Below are 23,978 nucleotides of genomic sequence, written 5' to 3' on the forward strand. Positions count from 1 at the left end.
TGAAACCCGCGCGAAAACGAAGGGATCGCCCGAAGCGTTCCGTGCGATCGTTTCGCGTGCGACGAACCGCGCGATCAATCGTCCGGTGCGATCTTGGCGAGTTCGGCGCGCGCCTCGTCGAGAAACGCCGAAACGAGCCGCGATCCATGCAGGTTGATCGAAGTGACCGAGGCATATTGGTGGACGATCGGCGGCGCGAAGCTGCGCATGACCAGATCGTCGCGCAGATAGGCGCGCGCGAGCAACCGGTTGACGATCGCAATCCCCACCCCTCGCGCGGCGAGCGCGCAGGCCGAGCCGTGGGTGTGCGTCTCGATCGCCACCGTCGGGCGCAGGCGATAGCCCGCAAACGCCTGATCGACCTGGATGCGCCATTGCCGCCCCGAACCGAGCAGGATCAGCGGCGCGGCGCGTAACAGATCGGGGGTCAGCACCTCATGCGCGGCGAGCGGGTGCCGCGCGGGGAGCACGCACGCCGATCCGCTCGACACCAAAGGCTCGCAATGCAGATCGTCGCCCGCGATCGGCATCTTCATGAAGCCGCAATCAACCACGCGGGTCGCGATCATCATCCGGCTGGTTTCGAGGCTGCGCGAATCGAGGTTGAAGCGCACCCCGGGATGTTTCTGGAGAAAGCTGGCGACGATCGCAGGGAGCACGCCCTCAGCGAAGCTCGGCGGCGCGACGACGCTGAGTTCGCCCGCCGCCGAATTGGCGATATCGTCGGCGAGGTTCGCAACCCGCTGCAACCCGGCAAGCGCAAACTCGACCTCCTCGGCGAGTAGCCGCCCGTCCTTGGTCGGCACGAGCTTGCCGCGATCGCGGTAGAATAGTTCGAAACCGATCGTGCGTTCGAGCTGTGCCAGTGTGCGGCTGACCCCCGGCTGGGTCATCCCGAGATTGGCCGCGGCGGCGGTCGCGGAACCGGTGCGCATCACCTCCGACAAGGTTTCGAGCGCACGCACCCCGAGCGTCGCGAGCGGCCGGTTGGGCTCGCGCTTCATCGCTCAGCCTTTCGCGTGGGGAACGATCGGCAGGAGGATATGCGAGGGGTGATCGCGATCGACGAAGATGCTGTTGCGCGCCACCACCGGCGCAGCATCCGCGTCCCGCCAGTCGCTGTTCGGGTTGACGTCGAAATGCGGGAAGTTGCTGCTCGACACCTCGATGCGGATGCGATGCCCGGCGCGGAACAGGTTGCTGGTGGGAAATGCCCGGATCGTAATGACATGAACCGTATCGGGCTCCAGCGGCTCGGGATGTTCGAACGAATTGCGGAAACGCGCGCGCAGGATGCCATGCGCGAGGTTCAGCGCATAGCCCTGGGGATAGTCTTCGTTCGGAGGATAGACGTCGACCAGCTTGATCGTGAAATCGGTGTCGATCGCCGACGAGCTGATATGCAGCGCGGCGACGACACTCCCGGTCACCTCGGTATCATGCGCGAGCGGCTCGGTTTCGAACACCAGCACGTCGGGCCGCTCGGCGAGCGCGCGGCCCGGGTGGCGCGCGCCGAACAGATCTTCGGTCTCGCGCTGGTCGTAACCACCGGCGAACATCAGCGGCGCCCCCGAAGTGATCGCGCCGCCGATCGTCGGCACCGGATCGGCCGGGTCGAAATCATAGGATAGCGGCGCCACCCCCGTCGCCGGCGCTTCGCCGCGCAGCCCGCCGTCGTGGTGGAGATACAGCACGGCATCGCGCGCGCGCGGCACCGGCCATGCCGCCTCGTCGCGCCAGCGCCCGCCGTGATCGAGCCGACCCTCGGCGGTCCGCCGCCCACTGCCCCCGCCCATCACGAAGAGGCGCACCGGCGCCGGGAGATGCTCCGGCGCGTCGTCGCGCCCCAGCATATGCCGGTCGAACCAGTCGCGGCGCAGCGCGAAATAATCCGGCCCGACCTGCCCGTCGAGCACCGCATCCGCGCCGAAATCCACGTCACCTGAAGAAGTGACCGAACGTTGCCCGTGGGTCCACGGCCCGAGCACCAATTTGATCGGCCCGCGCTTGATCGGCGCCAGCGCGGTGAAATTGTCGATCGCGGTCTGCGAATAGGGATCGTACCAGCTCGACATGTGCACCGCCGGCACATCGGCATAATCGCCATAGCTGTCGAAGGCGTAGATGCCGCGCTGCTTCCAGAAATCGGTCAGCCGGTCATTGTCCCATTGCTCGACGATATAGGCTTCATATTCGGGCGCGGCGGAGAGCGGGGAATGGCCGATGCGCCAGCGGCGGCCGATCCAATCCTCGATCTTCTCGCTTTCCAGCGCCGCGCGTCGCGCGGGATCGGCCGCGGTTTCAGGCGATTGCAACGCATGTTTGCGCGCCCAGGTGAGCTGCTTGAGCTCGAACGCCCCGCCCTGCCGCGCGCCACCGTGATAGGCGCTGGAGAAACCGCCTGAATCGAGGAACATCGCCGCCAGCCCCGGCGGGTTGAGGCAGGCCAGCGCATTCTGCACATGCGCGCCATAGGAGAGGCCCAGCGTCCCCACCCTTCCGTCGCACCATGGCTGGTCGAGCAGCCAGGCCAGCGTATCCGCCCCGTCCTCCGCCTCGCGCAGATATTTGGTGAACACCCCCTCGGACGCGAACCGGCCGCGGCAATCCTGCAGAACATAGGCATAGCCCGCTTCGACGAACCAGCGCGCGATCTCCGGCTTGGAACGCGGCTCAGGGTCCCGCGCGGTGAAGTCACCGTGGTTGGTGCCGGTCTTGTCATAGGGCGTGCGTTCGAGCAGCACCGGGAACGGCCCCGGCCCGTCGGGCAGATAGATGTCGGTCGCCAGCCGCACGCCGTCGCGCATCGCGACCATCTGGTCACTGAGGATCGTCGTCATCGTCAGTAACCGATCAATACGGCGATCATCAGCGCCGCCGCCGAGAGGAGCGCGAGCAATGCGAACAGCGGCGCGGCGAAGCGGAACCATTGGTTATAGGGAATCCCCGCCGCGGCGAGATAGGCGAGCAGCATCCCCGAGGTCGGCGCGAGCATGTTGACGAGGCCGTTGCCGAACAGGAAGGCGAGCACCGTCACCTGCCCCGACACCCCCGCCGAGGCGGCGATCGGCCCGAGCACCGGGATGCTCAGCGCCGCCTTGGCCGAGGTCGAGGGGATGAGCAGGGTGAGGATCATCTCCACCCCCATCACGATCGGCGCGACGATCACCGGCGACATGCCGTGGATGCCGGAGGACACCGCCTCGATGATCGTATCGAGGATCTGCCCGTCGCGCAGGATCACCTCCACCGCGCGGCCCATGCCGACCAGCAAGGCGGCGAGCATCATCGACTTCATCCCGTCGACGAACAAGGCGACGCCCTTGCGCGCCGGCACCCGCGCGACGAGCGTCATCACCGCGGCGGCGGCGATGAACAAGGCGGTGAATTCGCCGTCGTGCCAGCCGAATTCAAGCGACCCGACGACCAGCAGCACCAGCGTCGCCGCCGCGATCAGCAGGATCGCGAGGTGGCGTGACGAGAGGCGCTCATGCTCGATCGGCGCGGGGGACGAGACGATCCGCGCCTCGCGCAGCACATAGAGCATCGCGATCGCGAGGAAGACGATCCAGATCGCGAGGCGGAAACCGAGCCCGCTGAACACCGGCACATTGACGATCGGCTGTGCGATGAGCAGCGCGACCGGGCTGGTGACCGAGGCGAGATACCCGACCTTCGCCGCGAGCGTGACGATCGCGAAGCCGAACATCCGGCTCCGCCCGAGCCGCTCGGCCAGCGCGACCATCACCGGGATCAGCAGCAGATATTCGGAAATCATGCCGAGGAAGGTGCTGCCCGCCGAGAAGGCGAGCATCAATATGGGCACGAGGATCGCCATCCGCCCGCCGCTGACCCCGATCAGCCGCTGGATTCCGGCATCGAGCGCCCCCGTCGCACGCATCACCCCGAACATCCCGCCGAGCGACAGGATCATGAAAATGAGCGGCGCCGATTTCTTGAGTCCGGCCGGGATGGAAGTGGCGAGCGCGACCGGGCTCACCGGCCGCGCCTCCCCTTCCTTCGCCTTGCCCGGCAGCAGCAGCGCCGCGCCGAGCGGCTTGGCGAGCGGCTGATAGGTGCCGGCGATCACCGGCGCATTCTCCTTGTCGGAGGTGCGCTGGTGCTCGCCCGAGGGGATGATCCAGGTCAGCGCGATCGCGAGGATCATCGCCGCCAGCATCATCAGCACCGGATCGAGCGACCCGTGATGCCTCGCCTGCCCGTTCATCGTGTCAGCGCCCCGCTGCCGCCCGCGTCACTTACAGCTTCACCGAGAAACGCGCGTAGAGGAAGCGCCCGCGCGCGTCATAGGTGTAGATGTCGTAATTGATCGGCGCATTGGCATAGGAAGCCGGCGGCTGGGTATCGAACAGATTGTTGACGCCGATGCCGAAGCGCGTGCGCCCCTCGCCGACGTCGAAACCGACCTCGGCATCGATATAGGTCACCGCCTTGGTGCGCGCGTCCTTCACCGGGTTCACCACATCGGTGGTGCTGCCGATATAGCGCGCGCGCAGGGTGGCATTGGCGCCCTCGCCGTCCCAGTTGAGCGAGGCCTGTCCTTTCCAGCGCGGATAGGTCGCGCGCGGCTGATCGCCCTTGCCGGCGCGGTCGTCGACGATCGTCCCGCCGGTCGCCGGATCGGGCGAAACGGTGCGGAACGAGCCGAGCCACGACGCATCTACCACCGCCCCGAACCGCCCGACGCCGGTGGTGAAATCGTAGCGCACCGTCGCGTCCACGCCGTCGGTCTTGATCGAATTGAGGTTCTGCGCGCCCTGCAGCAGGTTGATGATCGCCCCCGTGCTCGCGTCGCGCTGGACGAGTTCGCAGAACACCCCGGCGCGCTGCGCGCACAGCTGCATGATCTGGGTCGGCGATTGCGAGGCGATCGCGTTCTTGATCTTGATATTGTAATAATCGACCGTGATCGACAGCCCGTGGAGCGGGGTCAGCGCGACGCCGGCGCTGATGCTGTCCGAGGTTTCCGGGCGCAAATTGCGATTGCCGCTGATCACCCCGGGGATCAGGCCGTTGAGATTGTAATTGGCCTGATTATAGCCCGCCGGCACCCCGACGCAGCCCGGCTTGCCGGCATTGGCCGCCGCGCCGCCGTTGCACGGATCGCTGCCCTGGAAGCTCGTCTGGCGCGCACCCTGATAGAGTTCGAGGATCGACGGCGCGCGGAAGCCCTGCGCATAGGTGCCGCGCAGCAGCACGCCCTCGACCGGGCGATAGCCGAGGCCGCCCTTGAAGGTCGCCTTGCCGCCGACGGTCGAATAGCGCGAGTAACGCCCGGCCAGGCTGAGATCGAGGCTCTTGCCGACCGGCGAATCCTTGAGCACCGGCACCGACAATTCGCCGTAGACTTCGTGCAGATCATAGCTGCCGCGAGTCGCGGTGCGGGTCTGCGCGGTGGTCTTGGTATAGAGCGCATTGTTCAGATAGAGCGACGGCGCATTGGCGATCGCGTCGGGATTATCCACCCCGCGATTGCGGCGATATTCATAACCCACCGCGAGCGCGACCTCCCCCGCCGGCAGGTTGAACAAGGTGCCGGTGGCGTTGATCGTGCCGTTCCACAGCTCGGTATAATTGCTCTCGCGCGTGGTGAAGCGGATATAATCCGCCTGCGCCGGCGTCATCGGGCCGAACAGATTGACCGGCACGCAGCCGGCCGTTGCGGCGCAGGTCGCCGGATTGCCGAGCGCGAGATAGAGATTGTCGTAATTGATGCCGTTGAGCGCGGTCGATTGGATGCTGTTCTTGGCGTAGCTGCCGAAGGCGTCCCAACGCCAATTGTTGCCGAACAGCTTGAAACTGCCGTCGAGCCCGGCGGCGATGCGCCAGGTCTGCACGTCCTGGATATTGTCGCGATTGCCGACGTCGGTCATCACCTTGCGGACGCGGAACGCCGAATTGGCGCCGAACGCCAGCGCATTGGCGGTCGGCACCCCGTTCGCGGTGCCGAACGGATTGAACGCCTGATTATTGGGGATGTAGAAGCCGCGCACCGTTCCCGCGGTGCCGCCGATATCGAGCAGCACCGGCGAGAAGAGCTGATCCGACTTGCGCTCGTTATACAGCCCTTCGAATTTGAAATTGAGGTTGTCGGCGAGCTCGTAATCGAACCGGCCGTAGAAGCCGTAGCGCTGCGACGGGCCGGCCGAGTAAATGCCTTGCGCCTGGGTGTTGTAATAATCGCCCGGCAGCGCGGCGGTGTGGAAGGCATTGTCCGCGCTCGCGCCCGAGCCATAAAGCGTCCCCGGCGTGTTGAGCGCGATCGGCGCGCTCGAACCGGCGAACCCCGGACGCGTCCCGAAATAGCCGTTCGAGGAGAGGCCCGGCAGGATGTAGAGCCCGCTCGGGCTTGTGCCCGGTGCGGTCACCGGGACGAGCGAGGTGGTGGTCAGCGGCCGCGCGTCGGTGCGGATCGCCTTCGATTCATAATAGCTGCCCGACAGGACGATCGAGGCGCGCCCGAAGCGCTTGCCGACGTTGAGCGTCGCCGAATATTCCGATCCGTCGCCCTTGTCGGTGATGCCCATGCGGGTCGAGCCGCGAATGCCGTCGAACGGGCGGATCGTCTTGATATTGACCACGCCCGCGATCGCATCGGCGCCGTAGATCGCCGAGGCGCCGTCTTTCAGCACCTCCATCCCCTCGATCATCCCCATCGGGATCGTGTTGAGATCGACGAAATCGCGGAAGCCGCGCTGCCCGACCGCGTCGACCCAGCGATGCCCGTCGACCAGCACCAGCACGCGGTTGCCGCTGCCCTCGCTACCGCCGAGGTAGCGCAGGTTGATCGACGAAGCGCCGTAGGAGGTGCCTTGCGTCCCGTTCGAATTGAGGCTGACCCCCGCCGAGGGCAATTTCTGGAGCAGATCGCCGGGCGAGACGCTGCCCGATTTGGCGATATCGTCGGCGGTGATCGTCAGCAGCGGGCCGACCGTCGCCGCGTCACGCCGCTGGATACGCGAGCCGGTGACGACGACCTCCCCCGCTTCCGGCGCGCCGGCCGCCGGGGTCGCCGCCAGTTCCTGCGCCCCCGCCGGCGCGATCAGCGCAATCGTCAACAGGCTCGCGCCCAGCATCATAGCGCTGGCGCGCCGATAAATACCCCGATCGATCATGGCACAGCCCCCCAGATTATTTTTCGATTCGCCGCACAGCTAGCCGATCGCACGGGGGGCGAAAGCTGATGGCGGAACTTCATCAGCCCATACCAAAACAGGTATAGGGTTGCCGGCGTCGCGAGCTTTCCGATTATGACCCGGGAATAAAAGCGAAAAGCGGGCGATGAATCCTGATCGGCGAACGATTCTGGCGGCAATCGGCGGCGCGATGCTGCTGCCGCGCATCGCACAGGCGCGCGACCAGCGCCCGCTACGCGTCATGCTGCTCGGCCAATCGTTGATCCAGCGCGCGATCTGTGACGACGGCTGGCCGGGAATGGCCGCGATCGCCGCGCTGCTGCGCCGCGCCGATGTGGTCTTCACCGATCTGGAAACCCCGATCGAGGGCGAGGGCGCGGGCGAACCGACCCGCAGCGATGCAACGCTCCACCACGCCCCGCCCGCGGTGCTCGATTGCCTCAGGGCGCTCGGCGTCACGCTGGTGACGACCGCCAACAACCACGCCTGGGATCTCGGCACCGGCGGAATCCTCTCGACGATCGACGCGCTCGATCGGCACGGGATCGTCCATGCGGGATCGGGGCGCGATCTGGACGCCGCGGCGGCGCCCGCCATTCAGCAGACACCCCACGGCGGCTTTGCGCTGGTCGCGGCGGCGGCTGGCGCGATTCGCCCCGACGCGGCCGCCGCAGCCGATCATCCCGGGGTGAACGAACTGCGTCGCGGCGTTGACGGCTCGCTCGAACCCGAAGATGTCGCGCGGGTGCTCGCCGCGATCCGCACCGTGCGCGCTTCAGGCGCGACCGTGTTGATGTGTCTCCACAACCATTATTGGGAACCGGTGCAGAGCGATACGCCGGTGTGGCAGAAAGCATTCGCGCGCGCCTGTGCCGACGCCGGGGCGGCGGCGTTCGTCGGGCATGGCACGCCCGCGATGCAGCGCGACGAATTCTATCGCGGCGCGCCGCTGTTTCACGGGCTCGGCAATTTCATCTTCCAGACGCGCAAGGCCGACGGCGCCTATGGCGCATCGGCGTGGCAATCGGTGATCGTCGACGCGCGTTTCGCCCACGGTCGGTTCGTCGACGCCCGGTTTCACCCGATCCGATTGGATGCGACGAAGCGCGGCGAATATTCGTCCGGCGCACCGGAACTGGTGCCGTCGGGCGCTCTCTGACGGGATGCGAAACAAGAGACATCGCGCACAGAAACAATATTAACGGCCTTACCCTCGCAGCCAATGCTCGTTAACTATAATTCACTCAACGCACCTCCGAATCTCATCTCCCAAAATGGGACACGGCCCCTTTTGTTAACCTTGAATCAATTTACGAAAGATTACAAAGCCACTCCCGTCAGCGCTCCGGTTTCGGCCCACCCTTTCCACATCGGGACCAAGGCGCACATAGCGACGGGGGTTCGATCAGATGAAAGCATTGTCTCTAGGCTTGGCGTTGGCCTTCTCCATCACCGCCAGTTCGTCGGCGATGGCCGCCACCTTCATCACCGGCACGACCACGATCAACGGCGTGACGCTCAATTTCTCGCCGAGCCCGGTCAACCTGACCGACAAGATCAAGGGCAATGGCGCGACGAGTGCCAACAACCTGCCGCTCATCACCGACAGCGGCTATCTCGTCGATTTCTCGTCGCCGGATAAGCTGAAGCAGTCGGGCGGCGCGGGCTTCGCGAGCGTCTCGGGCATCGGCAACGGCGCCAACAGCGCGGGCTTCTCGTCGCTGACGATCGATCCGCGCGGGTCGAGCGCCGGCTACACCGGTTTCGACGGCTTCACCGCGATCAACTTCGGGCTCGACGCGCTCGGCAAGGGCAACAACACCTATTACGGCGATATCGTGCTCAACCTGCTCGCGGGCGGATCGATCACCTTCCAGAACGTGGCGATCCAGACCAACGGCAACCAGCATTTCGGGATTTCTTCCGACGACAACCGGATTTTCTCCTCGATCGAGTTCGAAAATCTGTGGAGCTACGGCAAAAAGAACAGCGTGGTGTCGCAGAAGTTCGACAGCCTGAAGCAGGTCTCGATCGACCTTTCCAACGCCTCCGTCACGCCCGGCGTGCCCGAGCCGGCGACCTGGACGATGATGATCATCGGCTTCGGCGCGGTCGGCGGGGTGATGCGCAAGCGCAAGGTCAAGACCTCGGTCGCTTATTCCTGATCGCCGACAGACCGACATCGAAAAGGCCCCGTCGCCCGGCGCGACGGGGCCCTTTTTTTGATTCCCGCGCCCCGCTCCGGGCCAATCGCAGCACCCCTCCCGCCCATCCTGTACAACCGCTACGCCGTCCGCCGGAGCCGGCAATGAGGTTTCCGAAAGCGCGCGCTCCCGACCCGACTCGAAATTCCGCTACGTCACCCGAAGTTTGCGCCTTGACGTTTACAGGCTAAGTAATTTTAATAGCCCCGCGAGTCATTTATGTACCGTGCTCCCTTGGCGGCTCGGGGGAGCGAGTAATAAAATCACTAACCAAGGCCGCGGGTCATGATGCCCGGATAAGGCGCGGTCAAAGGCCGCGCGACGGGAGGGGAACGGGGTTCGGTTCACTAGGGAGGGGGTTCCATGTCGGAACGTTTTTACAATATGTCCTGTACCACTGCTCGGCGTACGACCGCGGCCATGCTGCTGCTGACGTCGTCGCTTTGCTATCCGGCGATCGCCGCCGCGCAGACCGCGCCTGCCCCCGCGCCCGAGGCGAGCGCGCCGCCGGCCGCCGCGGCCGATCCCAATGAAATCGTCGTCACCGCGCTGAAGCGCGCGACCAATATCCAGCAGACCCCGCTCGCCATTTCGGCGGTGACCGCCGAAACGCTGACCAAGCAGAATATCACCGACTCGGCGGCGCTGAGCCGCATCGCCCCGGGCCTGCAGATCAACGAAAACGCCAACGGCGGCAGCCGCGTCATCATCCGCAACCTCTATGCCACCGGCGAGGCGCTGGTCGGGATCTATTATGACGACGTCCCGCTGAGCGGCACCGGCGGCGTCTCGAACGATGCCGGCGGCACCCAGCCGAGCCTGCGCCTGTTCGACGTCGAGCGCGCCGAAGTGCTGCGCGGCCCGCAGGGCACGCTCTATGGCGCGGGCTCGATGGGCGGCACGATGCGCATCATCTTCGCCAAGCCCAAGCTCGACCGCTACGAAGGCGCAATCGACGCGCAGATCAACACCGCCACCGGCAGCGACGGCGCGATCGGGCGGCAGGTCAACGGGATGGTCAATATCCCGGTGATCAAGGACCTGATCGGCGTCCGCGCGGTCGGCTATTATGACCGCACCGCGGGCTATATCGACAACACGCTGCTCGGCCTGAAGAACATCAACACTAACAAGAGCTACGGCGGACGCGTCACCGCGCGGATCAAGCCGGCCGACAATATCACGCTCGACCTGATGGCAGTCTATCAGGACCGCAAGGGCGCAGGGACGAGCTGGAACTATACCGAATATCAGCTGACCGGAAAGAAATTCGATCAGACGCTGCTGATGCAGCAGCCGCAGGAAGACCGGATGAAACTGTTCTCCGGCACGCTCAACTGGGACATGGACTTCGCGACGCTGACGGTCGCCGCCTCCTATTCCGATCGCAAGCTGCAATATAAGTTCGACTATACGCCCTATTTCTCGAAATGGCAGTCGGTGAACCATACCCGCGGCCTGGTCCCCGCTTATACCGGCGCGGGCACGGCGATCCCGGGCTATGCCGCCTTCGTGAGCGATTGCAACGCGGGCTTCATCGCGGGCACCACCTGTAACGGCGCCGGCTATCAGGCATTGGTCAACGGCTATGGCAACAGCACGACCTATCAGCCGCAGTCGAACAAGACTTCGACCGAAGAAATCCGCCTCGCGGACGATCGCCACGACTTCAAATGGACGGTCGGCTTCTATCACAGCTACCGCAAGAACTATACCGAATCGATCCTGAGCCCGGCCGATCCCGTCACCGGTATCCAGCTTTACCCGGTCGGCTTCCCGGCGGGCAATGTCTATACGGTCGGGGTCGACAGTGTCGGGCTGGATCGCACGATCGACGACCGGCTCGAACAATATGCGGGCTTTGCGGAAGGCACCTGGGACGCTACCGACAAACTCAGCCTGACCGCCGGCATCCGCTATTTCAACTACAAGAAGCGGACGACCTCGACCGTCCTCATCCCCAGCTATATCGCGGGCAACACGCGTCAGGCACCGCTGACCACCGGGGGCGATGAGAACGGCAAGCTGCTGAAGTTCAGCGCCAATTACAAGTTCAACCGTGACGTGATGTTCTACGTCTCGGCGACGCAGGGCTATCGTCCCGGCGGCGTGAACCAGACATTGGGCCTGCCGAGCTATGCCGCCGTCTATAGCTCGGACTCGGTGTGGAACTACGAAGCCGGTCTCAAGACCTCTTGGTTCGATCGCAAGGTGGTGCTGAACGTTGATGCGTTCCGCATGGACTGGACCAACATGCAGGTCTCGGCGTCGTTCAACAATGCGTTCGGGTTCATCACCAACAGCTCGAGCCCGGCGCGGATCCAGGGCATCGAATTCGACACCGCCTTCTACCCGGTCGACCGGCTGTCGCTGAAGGTGTCGGGCAGCTATATCGACGCCAAGCTGAAGGGCGATCAGTCGCTGCCGAGCGGCATCGCGCAATGCCCGATTCCCTATGACGGCTCGCTCGGCTGCGCGGCGATCGCCGCGGGCAAGTCGGGCGATCCGATCCCCTATTCGCCGAAGTGGACGCTCCAGGCCAGCGCCGACTATAGTACGCCGGTCGGCGACGATCTGGAGATCATCTATCACGGCGATCTCAGCTATCGCAGCAGCGCGCTGACCACCTACGATTTGCCGCGATATGCCCGCAATTATCCGAATGGCCCGGGCGGCACGCCGGGCGGCGCGGCGCTCTATACCCTGCCGGGTTTCGCCACGGTCGGGTTGCGCGTCGGGCTGGAGAAGGATCAGGGCCGCTGGGGCGTCTATCTGTTCGCCAACAACCTGTTCAACACGATCGGCCTCGTCAACCTGACCAACGGCCAGGCCAGCGCGACCCAGCTTGGCTGGCGTTACAACGGCAATGTCGTCAAGCCGAACTTCGCGGTCACCACCGCGCCGCGCGTGGTAGGCCTGCAGGTCATGGCCAAGTTCAAGTGAGGCCGGCGGTCGGCATCCCGATGTGGCCTGTGGCCGCATCGGGGTGCCGGTCACGGCTTTGCCCACGCCATTAAATACCACGACAATACAGCAATAAGCGCCCGTCTCCTGAGAGACGGATGAATATCAAACGGGGAGCCGATGATGAAGAAGAAGGTAGTTTTTGCGGCATATCTGCTAGCCGGTACGTCTCTCCTTCTATCGGCTCCGCTCGCTGCCAAGACCAAGCCCGCCAAACCCGCGGCCGAAAAGACCGCCGCCTCCCCGTTCGGCGGCATGGAATATCGCCAGCTTGGCCCGTTCCGCGGCGGGCGCGCCACCGGCGTTTCGGGGGTACCCGGCGATCCCACCACTTATTACGGCGGCATGGCCTCTGGCGGGGTGTGGAAGACGACCGACGCCGGGCGCACCTGGGTGCCGTTATGGGATAAATTCCCCGAGGCCGCGCCCGCGGTCGGCGCGCTGGTCGTCTCGCCCTCCAACCCCAATGTCATCTATGTCGGCACCGGCGAGGGCGGCGCGCCGCGCGGCAATGTGATCGGGGGCAACGGCGTCTACAAGTCGACCGACGCGGGCAAGACCTGGGCGTTCGCCGGGCTGCGCGGCTCCGAATTCATCGGCCGGATGGCGATCAGCAACACCGATCCCAACCTCGTCTTCGTCGCGGCGGGCGGCCCCTTGTTCCGCGACGGCGGCGAGCGCGGCCTCTATCGCACCCGCGACGGCGGCAAGACGTGGGAGCGCGTGCTGTTCGTCGACGACAAGACCGGCGCGGTCGATGTGCAGATCGATCCGGGCAATCCCAATATCGTCTGGGCGGCGATGTGGCAGGTGCATCGCAAGCCGTGGATCATGGAAAGCGGCGGCCCCGGCAGCGGGCTCTATCGCTCGACCGACGGCGGCACCACCTGGCAGAAGATGACCGGCAACGGGCTGCCCGAGGGCATCCTCGGCAAGATCGGGGTCGCGCCGACCGCCGATCCGAAGCGCGTCTATGCGCTGATCGAGGCCGAAAAGGGCGGGCTCTATCGCACCGACGACGGCGGCGCATCGTGGCAGCTCATCAACAGCGACAATGAATATCGCCAGCGCGCCTGGTATTACACCAACGTCTTCGCCGACCCGAAAGACCCCAACAAGGTGTTCGTGATGAACACCGGCGCGTATAAGTCGACCGACGGCGGCAAGACCTTCAAGTCGATGCCGACCTTCCACGGCGACAACCACCAATTGTGGATCAACCCGCTCGACACGCGGTATATGGTCAACAGCAACGACGGCGCGGTCAACGTCTCGGTCAACGGCGGCGAAAGCTGGACGCAGGGGGACAACCAGCCGACCGGGCAGATCTATCACATCGCGGTCGACAATCAGGTGCCGTACAATATCTACGGCGCGCAGCAGGACAATACGAGCGTCCGCATCGCCTCGGCGAGCGTGACCGGCGGGATCACGATGCGCGACTGGCGCCCGGTGGGCGGCGGCGAGAGCGGCTATATCATCCCCGATCCGAAGGACCCGCATATCGTCATCGGCGGGAGCTATTGGGGCGAGGTATCGCGCTTCGACGACCGCACCGGGCAGGCGATCCCGATCAAGCCGTGGCCGCACGAGACGATGGGCTGGGCGCCGAAGGACGTGAAGCATCGCGGCCAGTGGACCGAACCGCTCCTCTTCTCGCCGCACGATCCCAAGGTGCTCTATAACGCCAATGAAGTGGTGTATAAGACGACCAACGACGGCCAATCGTGGGAGATCATCTCGCCCGATCTGACGCGCAACGACAAGTCGAAGCAGCTTTCCTCGGGCGGCCCGCTGACCAAGGACAATACCAGCGTCGAGCTGTACGGCACGGTCTTCTCGCTCGCCGAATCCCCGGCGCAGAAGGATCTGTTGTGGGCCGGCACCGACGACGGCCTCATTCAGATGACCAGCGACGGCGGCAAGGCGTGGTCCAACGTCACCCCGAAGGACATGCCCGAATGGGGCACGGTCGACATGGTCGAGCCGCATCCGCACAAGCCGGGCACGGCCTATATCGCGGTCGAGCGGCACAAGCTGGGCGATTACAAGCCCTATGCCTTCCGCACCGACGATTTCGGCAAATCCTGGACCTCGATCACCGACGGGTTGCCGGCGGACGCCTATGTCCATGTCGTCCGCGCCGATCCGGAGCGCGAGGGGCTGCTTTACGCCGGCACCGAGAACGGGATTTTCTTCTCGTTCGACGACGGCGCGCATTGGAAGCCGCTCCAGCTTAACCTGCCGCGGGTGCCGATCCACGATCTCGTCGTCCACGCCGGCGACATTGCGGTGGCGACGCACGGCCGCGCCTTCTGGGTGCTCGATGACGTGAGCCCGCTACGGCAATGGTCGGCGGCAGTCGAGCAGGCGCCGGTGCATCTGTTCAAGCCGCGCCAGACGATCCGCATGGTCTTCACCGGGCGCGGGGATTCGAACACCAAATTCACCGGCGCCAATCCGCCGCAGGGGACGATCCTCTATTACAACCTCAAGCAGGATGTTTCGCCCGAGGCGATCAAGCTCGAGATCCTCGACGCCTCGGACAAGGTGATCCGCACCTTCAAGCCGACCAGCAAGCCGGCGCATAAGGACAAGGATGAGGACGACGACGAGGAAGGCTGGGGCCCGCCGCCGCCGATCCCGCTCAGCACCACGGCGGGGCTGCATCGCTTCGCCTGGGATATGCGCGTCCAGGGGCCGGTGCATGTGCCCAAACTGGCGATGTGGCACGCCTCGACGCTCGGGCCGGTCGCCATTCCGGGGCAGTATAAGGCGCGGCTCACCGTCAACGGCAAGGCGCAGACCCAGCCGATCGAGATCGTCGCCAATCCCAACGTCAAGCTGACCCAGGCCCAGCTCAAGGAGCAGTTCGACCTCGCGATGGCGGTCAACCGCGAATTGAGCGAGGTGCAGAATGCGGTGCTGGAAATCCGCCAGCTCCACGAGAAGCTCGCCGAAGTCCGCAAGGAAGCGGGCGGCAAGGCCGAACTCGTCGCTGCGGCCGACGCGCTCGACGGCAAGGTCAATGCGATCGAAGATAAATTGACGCAGAAATTGTCGGTCGCGAATGAGGATCCGCTCAACTTCCCGATCCGGCTCAACAACCAGCTCGCCTCGCTCGCGCTGACCGTCGGCACCGGGGACAATCCGCCGACCCAGCAGGCGCGGCAGGAGTTCGACGATCTCAAGCAGCAGGCGACCGCCTATCTCGCCGAATGGAACCAGCTGAAGTCGGGCGACCTCGCCAGCTTCAACACCCAGATCGGGCAGGCCAGGCTCAAGCCGATCACGATCACGCCGCACGTTTCGACGGGGATTTGATCGTTATGGGGAGGGGCGTCGCTTGCACCGGCGGCGCCTTTCCTCAATCATTCAGAAGTCGGTTCTCGACGTCCTATCCCCGTTCGGGCTGAGCCTGTCGAAGCCCTGCACTTTCTTCCGATGAAGAAGGACAGCCCTTCGACAGGCTCAGGGCGAACGGGGGATGGGTTCGAACGATCCGGGGAGGATCCAGTAACATGTCCGCAAACCACCCCTCGCTTTCCCGCCGAGACGCCGGCCGGCTCCTGCTCGCCGCCGGCGCCGCGGCGGCGCTGCCAGCGCGCGGCCTTGCCGCCGGGCCAGGAAATCGGGTGGTGTGCGTTTCCAAGCAGATCAACGAGTTCATCTTCGATATCGGCGCGCAATCGCATCTCGTCGCGCGCGATCTCACCTCGATCTATCCGCCGCAGATCACCAGATTGACCTCGGTCGGCTATCATCGCGCGCTGAGCGCGGAGGGCATCATCTCGATGCGCCCGAGCGTATTGCTCACTGACGGCAATGTCGGCCCCGACCCGGTGCTCGCGCAGGTCCGCTCGGTCGGCATTCCGATCGAGACGATGGCGCCGGGCGAGACCTTGCAGACCGCGCAGCAGCTGATGCTCAGGCTCGGCCGCTATTTCGGGCGCGAGGCGGCGGCGAAGGCGATCGTCGCGCGCTGGCAGGCGGAAATGAAGACCGCGCTCGCCGCCGTGGCGCCCTATGCCAAGGCCCCCAAGCCGCGCGTGCTGATGATCCATTTCGGCCAGATCGGGAACACCTATCTCGGCCTCACGCGCGGCAGCGCCGCCGATCAGATCATCAATTGGGCGGGCGGGGTCAACGCGCTCGACCAGATGGGCGGGATGGCGCGGCTGACCCCGGAGATCATCGCGCGCGCCGCGCCCGACATCATCATCGCCACCGATGTCGGCTTCGATCGCTATGGCTCTCCGGCGAAATTTCGTGACCTGCCCGGCGTCGGGCTGACCCCGGCGGCGAAGGCGCTGCGTATCCACCGCATCTTCGAAACCGAAATCATGTATTTCGGCCCGCGCACCCCGGCGGCGCTGCGCAAGATCGCCGGCTGGCTGCATCCCGGGCGCTGACATGGCGGCACGCCACCGATCCTGGGGACAGATCCATCTGCTGCTGGCCTGCGCGCTCGTTGCGGCGGTGCTGCTGTCGCTGTCGATCGGGTCCTTCTATTTCTCGCCGGCGCAGATCTTCCGCTTCGTCGGGCATTGGCTCGGCCTCGCGCCGATCGCGCCGGAAGAAGCGCTCGATCTCAACGTCTTCGCGACGCTGCGCGTGCCGCGCGTACTGCTGTGCGGGGTGACCGGCGCGACGCTCGGCGTTTCGGGGGCGCTGATGCAGGGATTGTTCCGCAACCCGATCGTCGAGCCCGGCCTTGCCGGCACCTCTTCGGGCGCGGCGCTCGGCGCGTCGACGGTGTTCGTGCTCGGCAACACCGCGCTCGCCTTCACTTCGCCGCTCGGGACCGCCGCGGTGCCGGTGATGGCCTTTGTCGGCGGGTTCCTCGCGACGTTGCTCGTCTATCGCATCGCGACGCTGTTCGGGCATACCGACGTGCTCGCGCTGCTGCTCGCCGGGATCGCGGTCAATGCGATGTGCAATGCCGGAACGGGTTTCCTGTCGTACATCGCGCGCGACCCGCAGGCGCGCAACATCACCTTCTGGAACCTCGGCACCTTCACCACCGCCGACTGGCGCGGCACCTTGCTCGTCACCGCGATTTTCCTGCCCTGCCTGTGGTTCATCCTGAGGCGCGGCAAGGATCTCAACGCATTGATGCTCGGCGAGGACGATGCCGCGTTCATCGGCTTCGATCCCGACAAGCTCGTCTTCCGCCTGCTGATCCTCAACACGTTGATCGTCTCGGTGGCGACCGCGATGGTCGGGGTGATCGCCTTCGTCGGGCTGATCGTGCCGCATATGATGCGGCTGCTGCGCTCCTCCGACTATCGCTTCCTCCTCCCCGCCTCGGCCTTGTTCGGCGCATTGCTGATGGAGGCGATCGACGTCGTCGCGCGCATCGTCATCCGCCCCGCCGAATTGCCCGTCGGCATCATCACCGCGCTGATCGGCGCGCCGATCTTCCTGTGGATATTGCTCGCCTATCGGCGGCGGATCGCGACGTGATGACGGGGATCGTCCTCGATCAGGCGAGCTGGTCGGCCGGCGGCACCTCGATCGTCGCGCCGACCAGCCTCGCTTTCGCCCCCGACAAGGTGAACGTGATCCTCGGCCCCAATGGCGCGGGCAAATCGACGCTGATGAAGATCGCGGCGGGCCGGCTCAGGCCGACCGACGGCCGCGTGCTGCTCGACGACCGGGACATCTTCGCGATCGGCGCGAAGGAACTGGCGCTCCGGCGCGCCTTTCTGTCGCAGCATGTCGAGATCGATTTCGCGATCACCGTCGAGGAAGTCGTGCTGATGGGCCGCTATCCGCATTTCGCGCGCGCGCCCGGCCACGAAGACCGCCGCATCGTCGACGCCGCACTCGAACTGGTCGGGATGAGCGCCCGCCGCCGCCAGATCTATCCCACGCTCTCCGGCGGCGAGCAGCAGCGCGTCCAGCTCGCCCGCGTGCTCGCGCAGGTGTGGGACGATACGGCGACCCCCGCCCCGCGCACGATCTTCCTCGACGAGCCGGTCGCCAGCCTCGACATCCACCACCAATTGCAGATCCTCGATCTTATCCGCACGCTGCCCGCGCGGCGCTGCACGATCGTCGTCACCCTGCACGATCTCAACCTCGCATTCGATTATGGCGACAGGTTCGTCTTCCTGCGCGACGGCCAGGTGCAGGCGATCGCCGACGATTCGGTCGACATATCCCCCAATCTCATCCGGCAGGTGTTCGACGTGTCAGCCACCGGTCATAACGACCACGCCGGTAAGCGCGTCCTGCGTTTCCACTTATAGATAAAAGAAACAATAGGTTGCGGCGGCGCGCAGGCCGCCAACAGGTTCATCGGGAGTATCGAATGAAAATGCCCCTTATCCGTAGCGCCTCGCTGCTGGTACTCGCGGCCACGATCGGCAGCACGCCGGCGCTCGCTGCGGACGAGCCCGCCGATCAGACCGTCGTCGTCACCGCGCAGTCGACCACCCCGTTCGACGAGGCCGCAGCGCTTGGCAAGACCGGCATTGCATTGTTCGATCTTCCGCGCAGCATCCAGATCGTCCCGCGCGAATTGATCGACGAGCAAGGCGGCACCCAGCTCAAGGATACGCTGCGCAACGTCAGCGGGCTCGTCCAGGGCGGGCAATATTCGTTCGGTTTCTACGACCGTTTCGTCTCGCGCGGGCTCAACGTCACCTTCCTCAACGACGGCCTGCCCGACACGACCTCCGATCTTGGCGGCTATGTCCATTCGCTGACCGGCGTCGAGCGGGTCGAGGTGCTCAAGGGGCCGGGATCGGCGCTGTTCGGCACCAGCGCGCCCGGCGGCACGATCAATCTCGTCCATTACCGCCCGACCGACCGCGCCGCGGCGAGCGCCAGCCTGCAATATGGCTCGTTCGACACGGTCACCGCCAACGGATCACTGGACGGCGCGATCGGCGGCGGGATCAATGCGCGCATCGACGGCCAGTTCCAGCGCTCGGACGGCTATCGCGGCACGCGCAACCGCAGCGGCGAGGTCTCTGGCGCGCTCGCCTTCCACCCCGCCGACCACGATATCCTCGCGCGGTTCGAATATCGCCGGATCGAAATGCGCCCCGATGCGATCGGCATCCCGTTCGCCCTGCCGGCCGCGGGGAGCACGCGAGTCGACCCGATCAAGGTCGATCTCGACAGCCGTTATTACACGCCGTTCGCCTTCGCCGATCAGTCGATCAAGCGCGCGTTCCTCAGCGATGCGTGGACGGTGAGCGACAGCCTCGTCGTCAATCTGCGCGCCGCTTACACCGATCGCAACATCGGTCTCGCCCGCAACGCAGGCGGCCGCATCGCCGGCATCGCGCTCACCGGCCGGCAGCTTCGCCAGCAGCAGGACAATATCCACGATTTCGTCGTTCAGGCCGAGCCAACGTGGAAGTTCACCGCCGGCGCGATGCCGATCACCCTGCTCACCGGGTTCGAATATCGCAACGTCAGCGCGACCACGCGGCGCAGCACCGCCGATCTGCCCAATATCCCCGACATCTATCATCCGGTGACACCGGAAACGAACCTCGCCGCGCTCAACTTCCAGTGCGACCGGGCGCATAGCTGCAACGACGCCAAGGTCGACGGACGGTTCTACGGCCTCTATGCGACCGCGCAGATCGATATCACCCCGCGGCTGAAACTACGTCTCGCGGGGCGCGAGGACTGGTTCGGGACCGCGGCCGAGGGCCGCTCGGTCATTCCGGCCAATCCCGGATCGGAGCATCCGTGCAATGCGCCGCAGCCGACGACGACCTGCGCGTTCATCCCCGGCCAGCCGGTGGTGCGCAACGACGAACGCTTCGAATGGGATGTCGGCGCGGTCTATCAGATCGCCGATTCCTTCGCTCTGTTCAGCGGCTATGCGAGCAACAGCTATCCGATCTTCAATACCGAGGAGCCGCAAAGCATCGGCCAGGTGCCCGAAACGGGGACGCAGGTCGAGGCGGGGCTGCGTTTCCGCCAGGGGAACTGGCTCTCGCTTTCCTCCTCGCTGTTCCACACGACGCGCAAGAACGTCTATGTCATCGTGCTCAACGAGTCCGAGGTCTATTCCTATCGCGTGAAGGGCTGGGAGACCGATCTCAGCCTGCGCCCGGTGCCGGCGTGGAACATCAACGCCAATTTCACGCTGCAGGATGCGGTGCTGACCGATTATCCGCAGAACCCGAGCCAGATCGGCAAGCGCGTGCCGAGCGTGCCGAAGCGGATCGGCAATGTCTGGACCAGCTACGACATCGCGCTGCCCGAGAAGATCGGCACGCTCCAGCTCGCCGCGGGCCTGCGCTATCGCAGCGACTATTTCGGCGACACCGCGCAGACGCGGCTTCTGCCCGGCGCGACGATGGTCGACGTGACCGCCGCTTTGCTCAACGGCCCGTGGACGATCCGCGGCGGGGTGCGCAACATCGGCGACGCGCGCAACTATGATTATGCCGCCGGCGTCGGCAGCGGCGCGATCCCGGGGCCGGGGCGAACCTTCTTCGTCAGCCTGGGCGTGAAGACGCTGTAAGCCTGCGCTTTCTCCCCTCTCTTGGGCAAGGGAGGGAAGGTGCTCGGAACAACATGGCCCTTCCCGCGCCGAAGCGCTAAGAGGCGGCATGGCCGAACGCTTTGAACGACATCGCCAGCCGTGGCGCCCCGACGAGATCCAGAAGCTCCATACCCTCGCCAAGAAGGGAATGGCGCTGAAAGCGATCGCCAAGGCGCTGACGCGCAGCGAGGAATCGGTCAAGGAACGCGCCAAGCTCGACGGCCTGTCGATCGCCAAATTGCACTGAGCCGTGTCGGCCAAGGATTATGACGCGATCGTGCTCGGCGCCGGCGCGGCCGGGCTGATGTACGCCGCGGTCGCGGGGCAACGCGGCAAGCGCGTCCTGCTGATCGACCACGCGGACCGGCCGGGCAAGAAGATCCTCATCTCGGGTGGCGGCCGGTGCAATTTCACCAATATCGGCACCGCGCCCGATCGCTTCCTTTCCGCCAACCCGCATTTCGCGCGATCGGCGCTGGCGCGCTATACGCCGGCCGATTTTCTCGATCTGGTCGCGCACCATCGCATCGCCTGGCATGAGAAGACGCTCGGCCAATTGTTCTGCGACGGCTCGGCGCGGCAGATCGTCGACATGCTGCTCGACGAGGGCGCGCGCGGCGGGGTCGAACTGGCGCTTGGTCACCCGATCGCGGCCATCGATCATGCCGATGCGCGGTTCCGGGTGCGCTGGGGCAACCGCTCGGCCGAGGCGCCCGCGCTGGTCGTCGCGACCGGCGGTCCGTCGATCCCCAAGATGGGGGCGACGGGCTTCGCTTATGACCTCGCCCGACAATTCCGGCTCAAGGTGGTCGAGCCGCGTCCCGCGCTGGTGCCGCTGACGCTCGGCAACGACGAGCAATTGTTCCGCACCCTCTCGGGCGTCTCGGCCAATGTCGCCGCGACCGCGGGCAAGGCTGCGTTCCGCGAGGCGGCTCTGTTCACGCACCGCGGGCTTTCCGGGCCGGCGATCCTGCAAATCTCATCCTACTGGCGCCACGGCGAGGCGGTGACGATCGACTTCCTGCCCGATCGCGCGCCGGGGTGGCTCAAACAGGCCAAACGCACGACGCCGCGCGCGACGATGGCGCGCGCGCTCGCCGGTACGCTGCCCGAGCGGCTGGTTACCGCGCTGGTCGAGCGCATCGGGCTGAGCGGCGAACTCGCCAACATTCCCGACGCGAAGCTCGCCGCCGCCGAACAGACGCTCGCCGCGTGGCATTTCACCCCCAATGGCACCGAGGGCTTCGCCAAGGCCGAAGTCACCGCCGGCGGGGTGAGCACCGCCGGCCTCTCGTCGCAGACGCTGGAGGCGCGCGAAGTGCCCGGCCTGTATTTCATCGGCGAGGCGGTCGACGTCACCGGCTGGCTCGGCGGCTATAATTTCCAATGGGCCTGGGCGAGCGCACAAGCGGCAGGCCAGGCGCTGGCGGGTTGATTACGGAACAATAACAACGCTCGATCGATTGGACCTGCGCCTGCCCTGCGGCCGCCGACTGCGCGCGAAGCAGGCAAGGAGGGTCTGCCGATGAGCGAGGAAACGCGGGTTCCCGATCTTGCCGGGGGCATCCCCTCGACCGATCTTCCCGAGGGCACGATGATCGCCGGCACCGTCGGTGACGAGGAGGTGCTGATCGCTCGGGTAGGCGGCAGGTTGTTCGCCGTCGCCGCGCTCTGCACGCATTATCACGGCCCGCTCGTCGACGGGCTGCTGGTCGGCGAAACGGTGCGGTGCCCGTGGCATCATGCGCATTTCTGCCTGCGCACCGGCGAGGCGCTCGCCGCGCCGGCGACCGATCCGCTCAAGCGCTGGGCGATCTCCGAAGCCGGTGGCGTGATCGCGTCGGCAAAGCGCTCGACGAGACGCCTACCCCGCCGCGCCGCGCGTCGGCAGGCGAGCCGCGCCGGGTGGTGGTGATCGGCGGCGGCGCGGCCGGGTTCGCCGCGGTCGAGATGCTCCGCCGCAAGGGGTTCGACGGATCGGTGACGATGCTCAGCGCCGATGCCGATGCGCCTTATGACCGGCCGAATTGCTCGAAGGACTATCTCGCCGGCGACGCGCAACCCGAATGGATGCCGATGCGCGACGCGAGCTGGTACGCCGATCATGACATCGACCTGCGGCTCGGCACCGACGCGGCGGCGCTCGATCCCGTTGCAAAGAGCGTCACGCTTGGGAACGGGGAGAGCCTCGACTACGACGCACTGCTGATCGCAACCGGCGCGGAGCCGATCCGTCCCCCGATCGCGGGGTTCGACCGGCCGGACGCCTACGTCCTGCGCAGCCTGCGCGACGCCGATGCGATCATCGCCGCCGCCGGGCAGGCCAAATGCGTCGCGGTGGTCGGCGCGAGCTTCATCGGGCTCGAAACCGCCGCGGCGCTCCGTACGCGGGGCCTTGAGGTGCATGTCGCCGCGCCCGAGGCGATCCCGCTGGCGCGGGTGATGGGCGACGACATCGGCCGTTGGGTGCGTGGACTACATGGGCAGGCGGGCGTCGTCTTCCATCTCGGGCACGGCGTCACCGGGTGGAGCGACGGGCGGCTGGCGCTGGACGACGGGACGGCGATCGACGCTGATTTCCTGGTGCTCGGCATGGGGGTGCGCCCGCGCGTCGCGCTGGCCGAGGCGGCCGGGCTGGCGGTCGATCGCGGCATCATGGTCGACGCGCAGCTACGCGCCAGCGCGCCGGGCATCTATGCCGCCGGCGATGTCGCGCGCTTTCCCGATCCGCATAACGGCCAGCCGATCCGCATCGAACATTGGGTCCACGCCGGGCGCCAGGGGCAGCATGTCGCGCGGGCGATCCTTGGCGACGCGGCGCCGTTCACCGATCCGCCCTATTTCTGGAGCGTCCATCCCGGTGCGGAGATCCGCTATATCGGGCACGCCGAGGCGTTCGATCCGCCGCATGTCGGCGGGTCGCTCGCGCATCACGACGCCGAGGTCGCGTTCGCCAGCGGCGGCCGGCTGCTCGCGCTCGCCACGGTGGGGCGCGATCGGCGCTCGCTGAAGATCGGTGTCGAGTTGACCGTCTAGGACGGGACCCGCGCAAAGTTCACGAAGTTCACACGAGTAGCGCGTGCCGCGAGGGTGGCCGATTTTTAGATAAATATATGCAAAATAATAGCTTATGCC

Annotated in this window: 16 protein-coding genes; 12 read left to right on the forward strand and 4 right to left on the reverse strand. The window is 65.8% G+C overall.

From position 1 onward, the window contains the following. Positions 1-74: 74 nt before the first annotated feature. The 4 genes from NED98_RS07810 to NED98_RS07825 are packed head-to-tail and all read right to left on the reverse strand — an operon-like array spanning position 75 to position 7,136. Positions 75-1,004 carry a LysR substrate-binding domain-containing protein gene (locus NED98_RS07810; RefSeq protein WP_265312496.1) on the reverse strand — a complete coding sequence of 310 codons (930 nt, stop codon included), beginning with the start codon at positions 1,002-1,004 and terminating at the stop codon, positions 75-77. Between the two features lie 3 nt (positions 1,005-1,007). Then, complete coding sequence (locus tag NED98_RS07815) at positions 1,008-2,840, reverse strand: CocE/NonD family hydrolase (RefSeq protein ID WP_265312497.1); 1,833 nt, start codon at positions 2,838-2,840, stop codon at positions 1,008-1,010. 2 nt (positions 2,841-2,842) lie between these two features. Then, on the reverse strand, positions 2,843-4,228 hold the full coding sequence (locus NED98_RS07820; RefSeq protein ID WP_265312498.1) for a YfcC family protein: 1,386 nt from the start codon (positions 4,226-4,228) through the stop codon (positions 2,843-2,845). Between the two features lie 31 nt (positions 4,229-4,259). After that, a complete protein-coding gene (locus NED98_RS07825; protein ID WP_265312499.1) occupies positions 4,260-7,136 on the reverse strand; it encodes a TonB-dependent receptor in 2,877 nt (958 codons plus the stop codon). A gap of 166 nt (positions 7,137-7,302) precedes the next feature. On the opposite strand from NED98_RS07825, the gene NED98_RS07830 reads away from it, so the two are divergent. From NED98_RS07830 to NED98_RS07885, 12 genes are all read left to right on the forward strand, one after another. Next, a complete protein-coding gene (locus tag NED98_RS07830) occupies positions 7,303-8,316 on the forward strand; it encodes a CapA family protein (RefSeq protein WP_265312500.1) in 1,014 nt (337 codons plus the stop codon). A gap of 277 nt (positions 8,317-8,593) precedes the next feature. Continuing rightward, complete coding sequence (locus NED98_RS07835; protein ID WP_265312501.1) at positions 8,594-9,322, forward strand: PEPxxWA-CTERM sorting domain-containing protein; 729 nt, start codon at positions 8,594-8,596, stop codon at positions 9,320-9,322. A 459-nt stretch (positions 9,323-9,781) separates the two neighbouring features. Then, positions 9,782-12,304 (forward strand): TonB-dependent receptor, encoded by a 2,523-nt coding sequence (locus NED98_RS07840; RefSeq protein WP_265312502.1) that lies wholly within the window; start codon positions 9,782-9,784, stop codon positions 12,302-12,304. 144 nt (positions 12,305-12,448) lie between these two features. Continuing rightward, on the forward strand, positions 12,449-15,649 hold the full coding sequence (locus NED98_RS07845; protein WP_265312503.1) for a WD40/YVTN/BNR-like repeat-containing protein: 3,201 nt from the start codon (positions 12,449-12,451) through the stop codon (positions 15,647-15,649). 197 nt (positions 15,650-15,846) lie between these two features. After that, positions 15,847-16,737, forward strand: coding sequence for a heme/hemin ABC transporter substrate-binding protein (locus NED98_RS07850; protein ID WP_265312504.1), 891 nt, complete (start codon positions 15,847-15,849; stop codon positions 16,735-16,737). 1 nt (position 16,738) lies between these two features. Continuing rightward, a complete protein-coding gene (locus tag NED98_RS07855) occupies positions 16,739-17,791 on the forward strand; it encodes a FecCD family ABC transporter permease (protein WP_265312505.1) in 1,053 nt (350 codons plus the stop codon). After that, on the forward strand, positions 17,791-18,579 hold the full coding sequence (locus NED98_RS07860) for an ATP-binding cassette domain-containing protein (RefSeq protein ID WP_265312506.1): 789 nt from the start codon (positions 17,791-17,793) through the stop codon (positions 18,577-18,579). The genes NED98_RS07855 and NED98_RS07860 overlap by 1 nt, the downstream gene beginning before the upstream one ends. A gap of 62 nt (positions 18,580-18,641) precedes the next feature. Then, complete coding sequence (locus NED98_RS07865) at positions 18,642-20,822, forward strand: TonB-dependent receptor (protein ID WP_265312507.1); 2,181 nt, start codon at positions 18,642-18,644, stop codon at positions 20,820-20,822. Between the two features lie 88 nt (positions 20,823-20,910). Continuing rightward, positions 20,911-21,090 (forward strand): hypothetical protein, encoded by a 180-nt coding sequence (locus NED98_RS07870; protein WP_132907286.1) that lies wholly within the window; start codon positions 20,911-20,913, stop codon positions 21,088-21,090. 3 nt (positions 21,091-21,093) lie between these two features. Next, positions 21,094-22,278, forward strand: coding sequence for a BaiN/RdsA family NAD(P)/FAD-dependent oxidoreductase (locus NED98_RS07875; protein WP_432423305.1), 1,185 nt, complete (start codon positions 21,094-21,096; stop codon positions 22,276-22,278). Between the two features lie 90 nt (positions 22,279-22,368). Continuing rightward, entirely contained in the window at positions 22,369-22,758 is a 390-nt protein-coding gene (locus NED98_RS07880; protein WP_265312508.1) for a Rieske 2Fe-2S domain-containing protein, read from the forward strand. After that, the gene (locus tag NED98_RS07885; RefSeq protein ID WP_265312509.1) at positions 22,749-23,879 is read left to right on the forward strand and encodes an NAD(P)/FAD-dependent oxidoreductase; all 1,131 of its coding nucleotides are present in this window, start codon (positions 22,749-22,751) and stop codon (positions 23,877-23,879) included. Before NED98_RS07880 ends, NED98_RS07885 begins: the two co-directional genes overlap by 10 nt. Positions 23,880-23,978: the final 99 nt, after the last annotated feature.

The organism is Sphingomonas lycopersici (assembly GCF_026130605.1).
GTDB classification, from domain to species: domain Bacteria; phylum Pseudomonadota; class Alphaproteobacteria; order Sphingomonadales; family Sphingomonadaceae; genus Sphingomonas; species Sphingomonas lycopersici.

Coding starts and splice junctions, on each gene's coding strand:
- NED98_RS07810 (WP_265312496.1), bottom strand. CDS start 1,004: ATGAAGCGCGAGCCCAACCGGCCGCTCGCGACGCTCGGGGTGCGTGCG.
- NED98_RS07815 (WP_265312497.1), bottom strand. CDS start 2,840: ATGACGACGATCCTCAGTGACCAGATGGTCGCGATGCGCGACGGCGTG.
- NED98_RS07820 (WP_265312498.1), bottom strand. CDS start 4,228: ATGAACGGGCAGGCGAGGCATCACGGGTCGCTCGATCCGGTGCTGATG.
- NED98_RS07825 (WP_265312499.1), bottom strand. CDS start 7,136: ATGATCGATCGGGGTATTTATCGGCGCGCCAGCGCTATGATGCTGGGC.
- NED98_RS07830 (WP_265312500.1), top strand. CDS start 7,303: ATGAATCCTGATCGGCGAACGATTCTGGCGGCAATCGGCGGCGCGATG.
- NED98_RS07840 (WP_265312502.1), top strand. CDS start 9,782: ATGCTGCTGCTGACGTCGTCGCTTTGCTATCCGGCGATCGCCGCCGCG.
- NED98_RS07845 (WP_265312503.1), top strand. CDS start 12,449: ATGAAGAAGAAGGTAGTTTTTGCGGCATATCTGCTAGCCGGTACGTCT.
- NED98_RS07850 (WP_265312504.1), top strand. CDS start 15,847: ATGTCCGCAAACCACCCCTCGCTTTCCCGCCGAGACGCCGGCCGGCTC.
- NED98_RS07855 (WP_265312505.1), top strand. CDS start 16,739: ATGGCGGCACGCCACCGATCCTGGGGACAGATCCATCTGCTGCTGGCC.
- NED98_RS07860 (WP_265312506.1), top strand. CDS start 17,791: ATGACGGGGATCGTCCTCGATCAGGCGAGCTGGTCGGCCGGCGGCACC.
- NED98_RS07865 (WP_265312507.1), top strand. CDS start 18,642: ATGAAAATGCCCCTTATCCGTAGCGCCTCGCTGCTGGTACTCGCGGCC.
- NED98_RS07870 (WP_132907286.1), top strand. CDS start 20,911: ATGGCCGAACGCTTTGAACGACATCGCCAGCCGTGGCGCCCCGACGAG.
- NED98_RS07880 (WP_265312508.1), top strand. CDS start 22,369: ATGAGCGAGGAAACGCGGGTTCCCGATCTTGCCGGGGGCATCCCCTCG.